The organism is Saccharothrix xinjiangensis, from assembly GCF_039527585.1.
Lineage (GTDB): Bacteria > Actinomycetota > Actinomycetes > Mycobacteriales > Pseudonocardiaceae > Actinosynnema > Actinosynnema xinjiangensis.
In genome coordinates this window covers 124,240-140,110 of record NZ_BAAAKE010000018.1, presented here as the reverse complement: position 1 = coordinate 140,110, position 15,871 = coordinate 124,240, and the positions used below count along the sequence as shown (strand labels likewise).

General features: G+C 74.7%; 8 protein-coding genes. 4 read left to right on the top strand and 4 right to left on the bottom strand.

Features of this window, described 5'->3' with window-relative positions; translation table 11 throughout:
- Window positions 1–6: 6 nt before the first annotated feature.
- Genes ABD223_RS29055 through ABD223_RS29045 form a run of 3 tightly spaced genes read right to left on the bottom strand, consistent with a single transcriptional unit; the run spans window position 7 to window position 2,755 of the window.
- On the bottom strand, window positions 7–1,086 hold the full coding sequence (locus ABD223_RS29055; RefSeq protein ID WP_344039770.1) for an SDR family oxidoreductase: 1,080 nt from the start codon (window positions 1,084–1,086) through the stop codon (window positions 7–9).
- On the bottom strand, window positions 1,077–1,250 hold the full coding sequence (locus ABD223_RS29050; protein ID WP_344039769.1) for a hypothetical protein: 174 nt from the start codon (window positions 1,248–1,250) through the stop codon (window positions 1,077–1,079). The genes ABD223_RS29055 and ABD223_RS29050 overlap by 10 nt, the downstream gene beginning before the upstream one ends.
- The gene (locus tag ABD223_RS29045; protein WP_344039768.1) at window positions 1,247–2,755 is read right to left on the bottom strand and encodes an ABC1 kinase family protein; all 1,509 of its coding nucleotides are present in this window, start codon (window positions 2,753–2,755) and stop codon (window positions 1,247–1,249) included. Before ABD223_RS29045 ends, ABD223_RS29050 begins: the two co-directional genes overlap by 4 nt.
- Before the next feature lie 307 nt (window positions 2,756–3,062).
- On the opposite strand from ABD223_RS29045, the gene ABD223_RS29040 reads away from it, so the two are divergent.
- Window positions 3,063–4,436 carry a wax ester/triacylglycerol synthase domain-containing protein gene (locus tag ABD223_RS29040; RefSeq protein ID WP_344039767.1) on the top strand — a complete coding sequence of 458 codons (1,374 nt, stop codon included), beginning with the start codon at window positions 3,063–3,065 and terminating at the stop codon, window positions 4,434–4,436.
- Between the two features lie 12 nt (window positions 4,437–4,448).
- On the opposite strand, the gene ABD223_RS29035 is transcribed toward ABD223_RS29040, so the two are convergent.
- Window positions 4,449–6,029: a GMC oxidoreductase gene (locus tag ABD223_RS29035; protein ID WP_344039766.1), complete on the bottom strand. Its 1,581-nt coding sequence runs from the start codon at window positions 6,027–6,029 to the stop codon at window positions 4,449–4,451.
- A 248-nt stretch (window positions 6,030–6,277) separates the two neighbouring features.
- Between ABD223_RS29035 and ABD223_RS29030 the strand changes: the two genes are divergently transcribed.
- From ABD223_RS29030 to ABD223_RS29020, 3 genes are all read left to right on the top strand, one after another.
- Window positions 6,278–13,807, top strand: a complete 7,530-nt coding sequence (locus ABD223_RS29030) for an SDR family NAD(P)-dependent oxidoreductase (protein WP_344039765.1) — start codon at window positions 6,278–6,280, stop codon at window positions 13,805–13,807.
- Window positions 13,804–14,556: a thioesterase II family protein gene (locus tag ABD223_RS29025; RefSeq protein ID WP_344039764.1), complete on the top strand. Its 753-nt coding sequence runs from the start codon at window positions 13,804–13,806 to the stop codon at window positions 14,554–14,556. The genes ABD223_RS29030 and ABD223_RS29025 overlap by 4 nt, the downstream gene beginning before the upstream one ends.
- Window positions 14,557–14,674: 118 nt before the next feature.
- Complete coding sequence (locus ABD223_RS29020; protein ID WP_344039763.1) at window positions 14,675–15,589, top strand: esterase/lipase family protein; 915 nt, start codon at window positions 14,675–14,677, stop codon at window positions 15,587–15,589.
- Window positions 15,590–15,871 lie beyond the last annotated feature (282 nt).

Genomic DNA, 15,871 nt, shown 5'->3' with positions numbered 1-15,871 from the left:
CGGAATTCAGCGCAAACTGGCCATCAGGTAATCGCGGTCGATGCCGGGCCGGTCGGTGTAGGACAGCCCCAGGGCCGCCAGGCCGCTTTCCTCGTACCCCCGGCTGACCTTCAACCAGGGCAGGTACGCCCCGATGATGGCGTGCGCGGTCCGCTCGGCTTCGGAAATCGCGTCGGCGGGTGCCGCGGTGGTGCGGACGCGCACGCCGACGTGCTCGCACAGGGCGGACGCCACGTCGGTCGCGGCCACCCCCAGGGGGTGCACCACGTGGTGGATGCGCGGCGGACCGGGCGTGCCGCCGAGGTGCGCGGCGCCGACCATCGCGCGCGCCGCGTGCTCGACCGGCAGCAGGTTGCACCGGGCGTCCTCCGCCACCTCGTGCAGGGTCATGCTGCCGTCGGCGGCCATGACCTGCGGCACCTCCCGCAGCATGGTGCGCACCGCGTGGGCCGCGTACCGCAACGGGTGCTCCGGCCAGCCGGGGTACCCGGCGCGGTCGGTGACCAGCACGCTGAGCCGGAACACCGTCACCGGGTGCCCGTGCCGCTCGGCCCAGTCGAGCACCAGCCCCTCGGCCTCGAACTTCGAGCGCTCGTAGGGGGTGTGGAACCCGTGGGAGCCGTCCAACCTGCGCGCGGGGACGATCCCGTCGCGCTGCGCCCCGGCCACCCCGATGCTGCTGGCGTAGCACAGCGCGGGCCGGCGCCCGCCCGCCGACAGCAGGTCCAGCACCCGTCGCGTCCCGCCGACGTTGGTGGCGTCGACCTCGCCGCGGCCGGGGGCGTAGGTGATGTCGGCGGCGCAGTGCCACAGCACGTCCACCCGGTCGGCCAGGCGGTCGAACGCCGACCGGGACAGCCCCAGCAACGGCAGGCGCAGGTCGGCGTCGATCACCTCCAGCCGCTGCGGCACCCGCCGCAGTTCCTCCTCGGGCAGCCCCGACCAGCGCAGGAACGTGGTGATCCTCTCCACGGCCGACCGAGGTCCCGGTCGGGCCAGCACGGTCAGCGACGGGGTGTGCTCCAACAGTTCCCGCACCAGCCGCAACCCCAGGAAGCCGGTGGCGCCGGTGACCACTACCGACACGTGGCTCTCCTCTTCCTCCGCTTCTCGCGGACGCGCAGGCGCCACGTGGTGAGCGCCGCCACCAGGAACGCCAGGGGCAGCACCGACCCGACGCGGGACCACAGGGCCACGAGGACCGCCAGCACCCTGAGGGCGGGCGGGACGTGCGCCGGGGGACGGGTCACCTCGAACTCCTCTCGGCGGTCGGCCGTGGCCGACCGCGCCTCGTGCGCCACAGGTAGCCCGCCGCCGCGGCGGCCAGCAGCACCTTGCCCCCGCGCCCTCGCGCACCGCCGCGGCCCGTCTGGGCCACCCGCACGGTGACCTGGCCGTCGGCCAGGTCCCGCAGCACGGCCCGCGCCCGCAACGCGTCCTCGCCCCAGGAGGCCACGTCCAGCGCGAGCCGGGCCAACTGCGGCTCGGACGCGGCGTCGTCGAGCAGTTCGGCCATGATGTGGCGCAGTTCGTCGCGGAGGACGCCGGTCAGGCTCAACTCGGGCACGAGGTGGCGGATGGCCCCGTCGAGGTTGGCGAAGGACTTGGCCAGCACGGCGACGGAAGGACTGGTGCGGATGCCCCGCCTGGTCGCGCTGCTCAGCGCGCTGGTGAGGCTGGCCCCGAAGTTCAGGTCCGCCAGCGAGGCGTTGGCGATCGTCGGCACCAGGGCCTGCATGTCGTGCTGGAACGCCGCGACGTCGGCGCGTGCGGTGGCGCAGCCCATGTCGATCCACGCGTGCGCGGCGCCCCGGCCGTCGTTGAGCGCGATGTTGAGCAACATCAGCAGCAGGCCGCGGCTGGTGCGGCGGTCGACGCGGCCCACCATGCCCCAGTCCAGCAGCGACGCCTTCGCGCCGGGGTGCACGAAGACGTTGCCCGGGTGCGGGTCGGCGTGGAAGACACCGGTGGTGAAGTAGGCGCGGTACATGTACGCCAGCAGGTCGCGGCCGATGGCGGTGCGCTCGGCGGTGGAGAAGGCGGCGGGGTCCGCGTCGCGGATCGAGCACCCCGGTGCCCGGCTCTGCACCAGCACCCGCGGGGTGGCCAGCACGACCTCGGGCACGTCCAGGTGCTTGAAGGCGGTCACCTCGGCCCGTGCTCGGTCCATCTGACGGGCCTCGGCGGTGAAGTCCAGCTCGGCGCCCATCGCGTCGAACAGCATGCGCAGCGTCGCCCTGATGTCGACCACCTCGGCCAGGTCCGGCAGCAGCCGGGTGGCCAGGCGGGCGGCCCGGCGCAGCAGCGCCATGTCCTGGTCGACGACCGGCGCGATCCCGGGGCGCTGGACCTTGACCGCCACCAGTCTGCCGTCGGGCAGCGTCGCGGCGTAGACCTGGGCCAGCGAGGCCGCGCCCAGCGGACGTCGGGTGTCCAGGTCGCGGAACCGCGCGCGCCACCCGGCGCCCAGCTCGGCGCGCAGCACCGGCTCGAACACGGCGAACGGTTGCACCGACACGGCGTCGTGCAGCTCCCGCAACTCCCGGACCACCTCCGCGGAGACCAGGTCCGGCCTGGTGGAGAGCATCTGGCCGAGCTTGGTGTAGAGCGGTCCCAGGTCTTCGAGGGTGTGGCGCAGCTGCCTGGCGCGGCGTGCGCGGCCGGTGTCGGTGTCCCGGTGCAGGACGTGGACCAGCTCCGAGCGCAGCAGCGATCCCAGCGCCGAGGCCAGGACGCGCGTGCGGTGGTCGCCCAATCTGCACCGTCCGAATGTTGGTGGATCACCGGATGACGGGTACGAATGCGGGAATTCTCGCCTCGTCATGGTGGTGAGTTCCCCCGGGAAAAGACAGTGGATTCACTCCGTCGTGTCGGATTGCGACCTCCACAGCCGAGTCCGGTGGAGTCCGGATCACCGACGGTGGCGATTCCGCGTCCGTTCGGGCCGAAGTTCCGGAAAGGGGAGTACCTCGTCTGGCCGTTCACCCGGCCCGGTGCCGCGGAACTAATATCGTTGACGATTCAGGGCTCGATGCCGCCATCGATGGACAAAAGGTGCTGCCATGCTCGAACAAGATCAGGGCGAAGCTGTGGAGCGGCCTGCGACCGAGTGGATGAGCGGGTTGGACGCGCTGCTGTGGCGGGCCCAGCAGACCCCCGCGCTGCACGCGCCGATGACGTTCGTCTTCCTGTTGGATCGAGCGCCCGACCACGAGGAGTTCCTCGCCGAGCACGCACGGTTCCCGCAGTTGGTCCCCCGCCTCGGCCAGCACGTGCTCGACGGCCCCCTGGGACTGGGGGTGCCCCGATGGGCCCCCGACCCGCGGTTCGACCTGGCCAACCACGTGCGGCGGGTGCGGCTGCCCGACGCCGCCGGGGTGGGTGGGTTGTTGGAGCTGGCGCAGCGGTTGGCGTACAGCCCGTTCGACCGACGTCACCCGCTGTGGGAAGCGGTGCTGGTGGACCGGGTCGACGAGCGGCGCGCGGGCTACGTGATCAGGCTGCACCACAGCATCGCGGACGGCGTCAACGTGGTCCGGTTGGCCATGCTGCTGTTCGGGGCGGACCCCGGAGCGCGGCGTGCGGCAGGGGACGCGATGAGGAGTGGGCACGCCTCGTTCCTGGCCGAGGCGGGTGGCAAGCTCGCCGGCGAGGTGGCCGGCGCCGCGCGGCACCCGGTGCGCACCGCGCTGCGCGTCGGGAAGGTGACGCGGTCGCTGCTGGACCTGGGCGCCCGGTTGAACCTCCCGGGGTCACCCGCGCTGCGCCACCGCGGCGGGTCGTGGCGGTTCCTGACCTCGGAGGTGCCCCTGAGCACGCTGCGCGAGGCGTCGCGCCGGGTCGGGGCGACGGTCAACGACGCCATGGTCACCGCGGTGCTGGGCGCGGTGCGCCGGTACCACGAGCACCTGGGCGAGCGCGCGGACCGCTTGACGGTGTCGGTGCTGCTGGGCGGGCGGGGCGGGCAGTCCGCGGGCAGCGGCAACAACATGTCCCTGGCCCCGATCGACGCACCGGTGGGCGAAACCGACCCCATCCGCCGGATGCGCCTGGTCGGCGACCTCGTCAACGGTGCCCGGGGCGAACAGTCGGGGACGAGCCCCGTGGGTCTGGTGGGGTTGACGGGTTTCCTGCCGGGCGCGGTGACCGCCCCGGTCCTCAAGACGCTGAGCACCCGGGTGGACGTCCTGGTCAGCAACGTCCGGGGTCCCGCCGAACTGCGGCTGGCGGGCTGCCGAGTCGAGGGCGTCTTCCCGTTCGGGCCGACGATGGCCACGGCGGTCAACGTGTCGACGACCTCCTACCTGGGCACGTGCTACGTGGGCACCACGGTGGACACCGCGGCCGTCCGGGACCCGGACCTGTTCGCGACCTGCCTGCGCGAGGGCTTCGCCGAGGTCACTTCCGACGTGGGCGCCGCGCCCGGGGCCGGCTGAGACGCCGGGATGTCAGAACAGGGTGTCGGCGTCGTGGGCGACGATGTGCCGGAGGCAGCGCTCGGCGAGCGCGGCGATGGTCCAGGAGGGGTTGGCCGTGCCGGTCGAGCCGGGGATGAGCGCCGAGTCGGTGACGTAGAGGCCGGGGTGGTCGTGCACCCGGCCGTGCAGGTCGCACACGGCCTCGAAGACCGCGCCGCCGAGCGGGTGCGCGGTGAAGGGGACGAGTGCGTGGGAGGGGAGCGCCAGGCCACCGGCCCGCCCGACGAGTCGTGCGGCGGAAGCGTCGGTGGCGACCTGGGCGTCCAGGTCCGCGGTGGGCGGCCAGTCCAGCACCACCCGGTCGGTGGCGGGGTCGTGGCGGAAGCGGCCGTGCCCGCCGGGCAGGCCCATGCCCAGCAGGAGCGCGGAGAAGGTCTCGACCGGCAGCGGGGCCGGGATGTGGAAGAAGGTGGCCGGGCCGGTGGGCGCGCCCCGGTCGAGGTAGCCGGCGACCGACGGACCGCCCTGGTGGGGCAGGCTGGGGTCGAGCAGCTCGGTGCGCAGGTAGCCGCGGTCGCCGTTGGTGGACCAGAAGTTCCCGACGTCGGGAGGCAGGTCGGGCAGGGTTCCGGTGGCGCGGGCGCGCACCAGCAGCTTGGAGGTGTTGACCGAGCCCGCGTTGAGGAACACGGCGTCGGCGTGCACCAGCACCCGCTCGACGACCTCGCCGTCGGTGGTGATGCGGTCGCAGCGCAGCAGGTACCGCCGCGAGGTTCCGGTGGCTACCTCCCGCACCAGGTGCAGCGGCGCGATGGTGACCGACCCGGTGGCCACGGCGTCGGCGAGGTAGGTCTTGTCCAGCGAGAACCGGCCGCCGTTGTTGATGCCGTAGAGGTGGTCGCCCTCGGTGCTCCACCGGGGCAGGCCGCCGGCCAGTTCGCGGCGCAGCACGTCCCAGTCCATCGGCTGCGGCAGCCGGACCGGGGTGGTCCCGGCGCGGGCGGCGTCGGCCAGCAGGTCGCGGCTGGAGGTGTAGCGGACGTGGCCCAGGACGTCGTCGGGGATCGGGGAGAACCGCAGCATCGCGGCCACCCGCGGGTAGAAGACCCGCTCCATCTCCTCGTGGTCGATGCCCGCCGGCAGCACCCGGTGGAACAGCTCCGCCTCGGGTTTGAGCGAGATCCCCTGGTACACCAGGGAACCGCCGCCGACCCCGGCGCCGCAGTAGACGTCCAACCCGGCGGTCCTGATCCGCTCGACCAGCCCGGTGTAGGGCTGGAACAGCGCCGGAGGGGAGAACGGCAGCACGGGCGTGGGTTCCAGCCAGCTGGACCGGCGGTCGGGGGAGAAGAACCGGGGGAAGGTGTCCACCCCCGGTCCGCTCGGCCACCAGCGGCCCCGCTCCAGCACCAGGGTCCGCACCCCGGCGCGGCCCAGGCGCAGCGCCGCGACCGATCCGCCGAACCCGCTGCCCACCACCACCGCCCGGTGGTGCTCCTCGCGCACGGGGGTGACGCGCGCGGAGGCGGTGCCACCGGTCGCGGCCAGGACCGCGGCCGAGCCCGCTCCGAAGATCAGGCTGCGCCGGGACACGGTTGCGGCCAGCGCCACAGCTCCTCCTCAAGACGGTGGGGGTGGGCGCCAAGCCTGAGGCATCACCGGGGAACGGGCCATTCCTCGAAAGCGTGAACCGGGGTTGCTCAGAGTGGTCCTGGGACGTCCTGGGACGTCGCGCTGAACGACCCGCCCGGCACGGCCCCCCGTGCGACCACCAGTGCCCGTCGCGGGCTCACCCCATCACGGCTCCACCGCGCGTCCTTCGACGACCATGCCAACCCCCCGAACCATGCGAGGTAAGAATGGCGGAACGCGACGACTCCCCGGCGGCGGTGGCGATCGTCGGCCTCGGCTGCCGGTTGCCCGGCGGCATCCACTCGTTGACCGGGTTGTGGGACGCCCTGCGCGAGGAGCGGGACCTGGTGGGGACCGTTCCCGCCGACCGGTTCGACAGCGCGCGCTTCGTGGCCGGCCACCCGGCACGACCGGGCAAGTCCTACACGGCGGCGGGCGGCTTCCTGGACGACGTCGCGGAGTTCGACGCGGACTACTTCGGCATCTCACCGAAGGAGGCGGCCCACCTCGACCCGCAGCAGCGGTTGGTGCTGGAGTGCGCCGCCGAAGCCCTGGACGACGCCGGGATCGCCCCGGACGCCCTGGCGGGCGGCGACACCGCCGTGTTGATGGGCGTTTCCTCGAACGACTACTGGGAGTTGCAGTTGCGCCGACCGCGGGCGTTCAACGCCTACACCATGAGCGGTGTGGCGTCCTGCAACGTCGCGAACCGCGTCTCGTACGCGTTCGACCTGCACGGGTCGTCGACCGCCGTCGACACCGCCTGCTCCTCCGCGCTGGTGGCGGTGCACCAGGCGTGCGAGGCGCTGCGCTCCGGGCGCAGCGCCACGGCCCTGGCGGGCGGGGTGAACCTGCTGCTCGACCCGAACGGCTTCGCCGGGTTCTCGCAGGCGTCGATGTTGTCGCCGACCGGGCGGTGCCGCCCGTTCTCCTCCCACGCGGACGGTTTCACCCGCGCCGAGGCCGCCGGGGTGCTGGTGCTCAAGCCGTTGGCGGCGGCGCTGGCCGACGGCGACCGGGTGCACGCGGTGATCCTGGCCAGCGGCACCAACACCGACGGCCGCACCGCGGGACTGGCGTTGCCCGACGCGAAGTCGCAGGCCGCGCTGCTGGCGCAGGTGTACGCCGAGGCGGGCGTAGGTCCGGACGAGGTGGCCTACGTCGAGGCGCACGGGACCGGCACGCAGGCGGGTGATCCGATCGAGTGCGCGGCGCTGGGCGAGGTGCTGGGCCGGCGGGGCGCCGGCGCCGGGCGGCTGCCGATCGGGTCGGTGAAGTCGAACCTGGGCCACTCGGAGTCCGCGGCGGGCGTGGCCGGGTTGCTCAAGGCGGTGCTGGTGCTGCGGGAACGGCGGATCCCGGCGACGCTGCACCTCGACGAACTCCGCGAGGAGATCGACTTCGCCGGCCTGGGGCTGGAGCCGGTCGCCCACATCCGCCCGCTCACCGGTCCCGGCCGCGGGGTGGTGGGGGTCAGCGGCTTCGGGTTCGGCGGCGTCAACGCCCACGTGGTGCTGGCCGCGCCGCCACCGTCGCCCCGGTCGGCCGCGGGCACCGGGACGCGACTGCCGGTCGTGGTGAGCGCCCGGACGCCGCAGGCGCTGGCCGAGGCGGCCCGCAACTGGGCCGACCACCTGGAGGGCGTCGCCACGGAGGACTTCTACGACACCGCGTTCACGGCCGACCGGCGAGGCAAGCACGAGCGGCGTGCCGCGGTCGTGGCAGCCGATCCCCGCGAGGCAGCCGACGCCCTGCGAACCCTGGCCGGGGGCGAACCGGTCCGCGGCGGCGCGTCGGCCACCGCGGTCCGGCGGGGGCGGATCGGGTTCGTGTTCGACGGCAACGGCTCCCAGTGGGCCGGGATGGGCCGTGAACTGCTGTCCGCCGACCGGGCGTTCCGGGCCGAGGTCGTCGCGGTGGACGAGGTGCTGACGCCGTTGCTGGGCTGGTCGGCGCTCGACGAGCTCGCCGAGCCGGACGCACCGCGGTGGCGGCGCACCGAGATCGCCCAACCCGTGCTGTTCGCGGTGCAGGCCGGGCTGGTGGCGGCACTGGCCGCCCGCGGGATGAGGCCGGCGGCGGTGGTCGGGCACAGCGTCGGGGAAGTGGCCGCCGCCCACTGCGCCGGGGCGCTGGACCGCGTCGCGGCCTGCCGGGTGATCGCCGCCCGCAGCCGGGCCCAGGCCGCGACCGCTGGCACCGGGCGGATGGCCGCGGTCGGCCTGGGCGAGCAGGACGCCGAACGCCTGCTGGCCGACACGGGACACGCCGGGCAGCTCGCGATCGCCGCGGTCAACAGCCCCCGCGACGTCACGGTCTCCGGGCACGCGCACGCCCTGGCGGCGCTGGGGGAGGAGGCACGGGGACGAGGCGTGTTCTTCCGCGACCTGGAGCTGGACTACCCGTTCCACAGCCCGGTGATGGACTCCCTGCGCGGTGGGCTGACCGACGCCCTGACCGGCCTGCGCACCGCGGACTGCCGGATCCCGCTGGTGTCCACGGTCACCGGCGCCCCCGTCGACGGCGCGGACCTGGACGCCGGGTACTGGTGGCGCAACGTGCGCCTGCCGGTGCGGTTCGCCGACGCGGTGCGCGTCCTGGTCGGGCAGCAGGGCTGCGACGTGCTGGTGGAGGTCGGCCCCCACCCCGCGCTGGGCACCTACCTGCGCCGGGTGGCGGCCGACTCGGCCGACCCGGTCGCCCTGGTGCCGACCACGACCCGCACGATGTCCGGACCGGACGCGCTCGACCTCGCCCAGGCCCACGCGCTGGCGGCCGGCGGCGAGGTGGACCGGGACGCCTTCTTCCCCCGTCGCGGCCGGGTGGTGGACCTGCCCGCCTACCCGTGGCAGCGCGAACGGCACTGGAACGGCCATCCCGACTGGTGGCTGCCGGGCACCACCCAGGACACCGCCGCGCCGGTCCACCCCCTGCTGGGTTCCCGGCAACCGGGACCGGAGCCGGTGTGGTCGCAGGACGTCGAACCCGGCCCGCTGGGGTGGTTGGCCGACCACCGGGTCGGCCGCGCCGTGGTGCTGCCCGCCTCCGCGCACGTGGACCTGGCGCTCGCGGCGGGGCGGGAGGTGCTCGACGCGCCGGTGGAGGTCACCGGCCTGGTGATCGACCGAGCGCTGACCCTGCCGTGGGACGACCCGGACTCGACGGTGCGCCTGCACACCGCGCTGGGCCGGGACGCGCGCTTCAGCGTGGCCGCCCGGGTCGGGGAGCACGGCGACTGGGTCGAGCACGCCAGGGCACGGGTGCGGCGGCTGCTGAGCGACGCGCCCCCGCCCCTGGACGTCGCCGCCGTCACCGACCGCCTGCCCCGGACGATCACCGCCGAACAGCACTACGCCGCCTGCGCCCGAGCGGGCCTGCCCTACGGGCCCGCGTTCCGGGTCCTGACCGGGCTGCGGGTCGGGGACGGCGAGGTCCTGGCCGCGTACTCGGCCGCGGTCGAACCGGACGACCGCCACCCGGCGCACCCCACGGTGCTGGACGGCGCGTTGCAGGCCGGGCTGTCGCTCATCGCCGAACCGGTAGCGCACCTGCCCGTGGGGATCGACGCGGTGCGCTTCCGGCGCCCGATGCCCGCGGTCGGGCTGGTGCACCTGAGCACCCGCACCGCCGACGCGCGGCAGATCTCCTGGGACATGACCATCACCGACCCCGACGGCGTGGTGGCGCTGGAGGTCGTGGGCTGTCGAGCGCACCGCTTCGAGGGGGCCCGACCACCGCGCCCGGCCCGCCTGGTGGAGGTGCTGCGGGCCGCCCCGCTACCCGACACCCCCGCCGAGGCCTCCCCGCTGCCGTGCCCGCACGCCGTGCTCGCCGGCTGCGAGCCGGACCTGGCCGCCCTCGCCGACCGGTGGCGCGAACACCCCTACGGCGAGGTGCGCCGCCGCACCGCACAACTGGCCGGCCACTTCACCGCGGCGGCCCTGCGCGAGCTGTTGCCCGCGGCGGACACCGTCACCTTCCCCGCCCTAGCCGCCGCGGGCGTCCTGCCCGGGCACCGCCTGCTGCTGACCGCGCTGATCGACTCGGCGGTCGGGCACGGCCTGCTCACCGAGGCGGGCGAGGGGCGTTGGGGCTGGGGGTGCGAACCCGAACCCCACCGGCTCTTCCGGGCCGCGTTGCGCGCCCTGCCGGCCGAGAGCATCAGCTTGCAGGGGTACGGCGTGTGCGGGCTGCACCTGGCGGCGGTGCTGCGCGGTGAGCGGGACCCGCTCGACCTGCTGTTCGCCGAGCCGGACAACCTGGCCACCCGGTTCTACGACAGCGTCCCGGCGATCCACCACCACAACCGGGTGGCCGCCCGCCTGCTGCGCGCGCTGGTCGAGAACTGGCCGGCGGACCGGCCGCTGCGCGTGCTGGAGGTCGGTGCGGGCACCGGCGGCCTGACCGCGTCGCTGCTGCCGCTGCTGCCGGCCGGGCGCACCCGGTACACCTACACCGACATCTCGCCGGCGTTCTTCTCCCAGGCCGAGGAGCGCTTCGGCGGCTTCGGCTTCCTCGACCACCGGGTGCTGGACCTGAACGCCGACCCGGCCGAGCAGGGTTTCACCCCCGGCTCGTTCGACCTGGTGGTCGCCGCCAACGTCCTGCACGCCACCCGCGACCTCGCCCGCAGCCTGCACCGGGTGGCGGACCTGCTGGCCGACGGCGGGCAGCTGCTGGCCGTCGAGATCCACAACGCCTCCCTGTTCGCACCGGTGTTCGGGCTCCTCGGCTCGTTCTGGGACAACGAGGACACCGACCTGCGCCCCGACGGCCCGCTGGTGGCGCGCGAGGACTGGCCGCCGTTGCTGGCGGATCGCGGGTTCACCTCCGCCGTGCAGGCCGGGGACCTGGCGCACGGCGACTACTCGGTGATCCTCGCCGCCCGCGACAGCCGCCCGGCACCCGTCGCCGGCTCCACCGACACCCGCTCCACCGATGTCCCGCCCCCCGATGTCCCGGCCACCCGGTGGCTGGTCGGCCGGATGCCCGGCGCGGCCCCGGCTGGAGGGCTCGCACCCGAGTTGGTGGCCGCGCTGCGGGACCGGTTCGGGCACGCGGTGGTCCACCCGGTGCCGGTCGACGACGACACCGGGCGCTGGACCGCGCTGCTGTCGCGCGAACCCGGTCCCGTCGACGTCCTGCTGGTGGTCGACGCCCAGGCCACCGACGCCCCAGCCGACTCCTCGGCGGCCGACGCGACCGAGCGGGCGGTGCGGCACTGCGCCGTGCTGCGCGCGCTGGCCACCGCGTCCACCGAGGTCACCGGCCGCTCCGGGGTGACGTTGTGGCTGGTCGTCCCCGCGGCCGAGGGGGGAGGGCAGTGCGCCCCGGCGACGCCCGGCGCCGCCGCGTGGGGCGCGGCGCGCAGCCTGGCCAACGAACACCCCGGTCTCACCGTCCGCAGGATCGCCCTGGCCGGGCACGCCGCAGACGACGCGGGGAGCCTCGTCACCGGACTGGTGCGGGAAGCACTGGCCCGCCCCGAGGACGACGAGGTCCTGCTCACCCGCGCGGGCCGCTTCGTCCCCCGCCTCCGCCCGCCGATCCCGCCCACCCACCCGTCCTCCGGGCGCGGGGCGGACACCCGGTACACCCTGACCCTGTCCCAGCCGGGCTCGCGCTACCGCCTCGGCTGGCGACCGGTGGCCCCGCCCGTCGCACGACGAGGCGAGGTCGTCGTGGAGGTCGAGGCCGCCGCGCTGAACTACCGCGACGTCCTGCTGGCCACCGGCCTGGTCCCCGCGAGCAGGCGTGACGAGTGGTCGGAGGCGGTCGACATCGGTGGGGAGTGCGCCGGTGTCGTCACCGCCGTCGGACCCGACGTCGGGCAACGGGCACCGGGAGACCGGGTCGCCTGCGTCACCATGGGCAGCTTCGGCTCCCACGTCGTGGTCCGCGCCGAGCACACCCTGCCGGTGCCGGCGGGCACGACGTGCGCCGAGGCCGTGACCCTGCCGCTGGTGGCGTTGACCGTGCACCACGCCCTGCACCGCCTGGCGCGCCTGTCCGCGGGGGAGACGGTGCTGGTGCACGGCGCGGCCGGCGGCGTCGGCCTGGCCGCCCTCCAGTACGCCCGGCACGTCGGCGCCCACGTCATCGCCACCGCCGGCACCCCCGCCAAACGCGACCTGCTGCACCTGCTCGGCGTGGAACACGTCCTCGACTCCCGCAGCCTGCACTTCGCCGACCAGGTCCGCACCCTCACCCACGGCCGGGGCGTCGACGTGGTGCTCAACTCCCTCGCCGGCGAAGCCCAGATCCGCAGCCTCGGCCTGCTCGCGCCGCACGGCCGGTTCCTGGAACTGGGCAAGCGCGACTTCCTCGCGGACGCCTCGCTGCCCCAGGCGCCGTTCATCGACAACCTCGCGTTCTTCGGCGTGGACCTCACCGTCCTCTACACCCAACCGGCCCCGCTGGCCGAAGCCGTCGCGGAACTGGACGAGGCCGTGCGCGCCGGGACCTACCGACCGCTGCCGCACCGCAGCCACCCCGCCTCGCGGGTCGAGGAGGCGTTCCGCAGCCTGCAACACTCCCGGCACGTCGGCAAGGTCGTGGTCGACTTCGGCGACCCCGTCCCCGTCGACCGGCCCACCACGCCCCGCGACCTGGACGCCGACGCGGCCTACCTGGTCACCGGCGGCCTGAGCGGGTTCGGCGCCGCCACCGCCCGCCACCTGGCCACCCGCGGCGCCCGCCACCTGGTCCTGATCGGCCGGCGCGGCGCGCGCACGCCCGGGGCCGACGAACTCCTGGCCGACCTGCGGGCACTCGGCGCGCACGTCGAGGCGCACGCCGCCGACGCCGCCGACCCCGAGGCCGTGCGCCGCGTCCTGACCGACCTCGACGCCACCGGCCGCAGGCTCGCCGGCGTGGTCCACGCCGCCATGGTCCTGCACGACGCGCCGCTGACCGACCTCACCGACGACCACCTGCGCGCGGTCCTGACGCCCAAGCTGACCGCCGGGCTCCTGCTCGACCGGCTCACCCGCCACCGCGACCTCGACTTCTTCGTCGTCTACAGCTCCGCGGCCTCGTGCCTGGGCAACATCCGCCAAGCCCCCTACGCCGCGGCCAACGCCGCACTGGAAGCACTGGTCCGCGACCGCCGCCGGGCGGGGCTGCCCGGCCTGGCCGTCCAGTGGGGCGGCATCGGCGACACCGGGTACGTCCACCGCACCGGCCGCGTGGACGAGCTGGTCGCCGTGGGAATCGGGGCACTGCCCGCCGAGGACGCCCTGCACGTGCTGGACGAGCTGCTGGAACTGCCCGACGCCGTCGTCGCGGTCGGCCACTTCGACTGGGAACGGCTGTCCCGGATCCTGCCCGCCCTCGCCGCTCCCCGAACCGCCGCGCTGCTGTCCGCGCAGGACGACACGCCCTCCGCCGAACGGTTGCGCGACACCCTGGTCGCCGCGACAGACGCCGAAGCCCTGGTGCTCGTCGAGGACGCCTTGGCCGACCTGCTGGCGAAGGTGCTGCAAACCACCCCCGACCGCATCGACCGCACCCGCCACCTGAACCAGCTCGGAGTCGACTCCCTCATGGCCGCCGAACTCGCCACCCTCGTGCACCGGCGCTTCGACTGCGAGATCCCCGCCGTCGAACTCGCCGGCGCACCCGGCCTGACCGCCCTCGCCCACCGCATCCGCGCACGCCTGGGCAGCGCCACCGCGCCCACCGACATCCCCTCGCAACGCCCGACCGGGGAGGACCGGTCACCGGTGGGCGACGTCCCCCCGGCCGAAGTCCGATGAGCCCGTCCCTCACCGTGCTCACGCACCGCCCCCGGGCGCGGTGGCGCCTGTACTGCCTGCCGCCCGGCGGCCTGGGTCCGGAGTTCTACCTGCCCTGGTGCCCCTTGGTCCCGACCACCACCGAGCTGTGCGCCGTGCACCTGCCCGGTCGCGGTCTGCTGGCCGACCAACCGTGCACCACCGACCCGAAGGCCCTCACCGCCGCGCTGACCGACCTCATCGACGGCCAGGACGACCCCCGGCCCTTCGCCCTGTTCGGCCACAGCGCCGGCGCGCTGCCCGCCTTCACCACCACCCGGCGCCTGCGCCGCACCGGCGGCCGCCCACCCGCGCTGCTCGCGCTGTCCGCACTGCCCGCGCCCCACTCGGGGCCCTACACCCAGACCCTCGGCGCGTTGCTGCTCAGCGGTCACACCGCGGCCAACCAGGCCCTCGGCCTGCCCACGGGCGCCGCCACCGACCCGGCCCGGCTGGCGACCGCCTACGTCCCGCTGCTCGGCGACCTCCTGCTCCTGCTGCAACACCGGCACCAGGACGAGGCGCCGCTGGACTGCGACCTGGCCCTCTACGGAGGGCAGGACGACCCCGTCGCCGACCTCGACCAGCTCACCGCCTGGAACGACCTGACCACCACCCCGGTCACCCCGCGGCTGTTCCCCGGCGGGCACACCTACCCCGTGGACCAGGCCGAAGCGCTGGTCGCCCAACTGCACCACGACCTGCGGGCCGCCGCCGACCGCGGCGACTGACCCCCGGCCGCGTCCGCCACCGACCCGCACGACGATCACCCGGGCCCACCACCGGACCACCGCACCGAGCACCCGCCCCGACCGATGCAGAGCAGTGGAGGACACGATGGTTCGACGGGTGTTGATCCCGCTGACAGCGCTCGCCCTGATCCTCGCCCCGTCAACGGCCGCGGCCGGCGCCGCGCGCCACCCGGTGGTCCACTCGGGCGCGGCGGCGCTGGTGCACGCCGCGCTGAACCCCGACACCTCGCCCGCCGGCGCGAACGACCCGACCTGCCGCCCGACGCCCGCACACCCCCGCCCCGTTGTGCTGGTGCACGGCACCGCCGAGAACATGACCTACAACTGGTACACGCTCTCCCCGTTGCTGGCCAACCACGGCTACTGCGCCTTCGCCCTGAACTTCGGCCAACTCCCGGGACCGCACGTCGGCCTGCCGGGATCCCGCCGAGCCGGCGGCGTCGCCCCCGTCGCGAGGTCCGCCGCCGAACTCGCCGCGTTCATCGACGAGGTCCTGGCCGCCACCGGCGCGTCCCAAGTGGACGTCGTCGGCCACAGCCAGGGCGGCGTGATGCCCCGCTACTACCTCAAGTTCCTCGGCGGCGCCGACAAGGTGCACACCCTGGTCGGCCTGGCGCCGCCCAACCACGGCACCACGATCTCCGGCCTGGCCCACGTGCCCGGCGTCCCCGAGCTGCTCGCCGCCGGCGTCGGCCCGGCGGTGACCGACCAGCTCACCGGCTCCGACTTCCTGCTCAGGCTCAACGCGGGCGACGACACCGTGCCGGGCGTGCACTACACCGTGATCGTCACCCGGTACGACGAGGTCGTCACGCCGTACACGTCCGCGTTCCTCGACGGCCCGAACACCACCAACATCACCCTCCAGGACCTGTGCGGCCCGCTGCACACCTCCGAGCACCTCGCCCTGCCGTTCGACGCCGCCGCCCTGCGGCACGTGCTCAACGCCCTGGACCCCCTCCACGCCCGACCGGTGACGTGCGGCCTGACCCTGCCGATCATCGGGGGTTGACACGCCTGGATGCCCAGTTCCCCGAACCGGGGAACGCCGCGCTGCGTTCTTGGTCTCCACGCACACCGCGTTGACGGTCGAAGTGACCGGTGGAACGGGAAGTCCTGGAACCCCTGGCCGAGGTCGCGGGTCCCCACGTGCACCGCCCACGTGCTGTCCCGACTGCGCGCGGCGTTGGCGCTTCGGTATCCATCCGGCCCGATTGCGCGGGACGAAGTTGGGCCGGTGTCGGGGCGGTGTGCCGTGACGGCCACCCGGGTCACGTGCCGCGACTCGATTGAG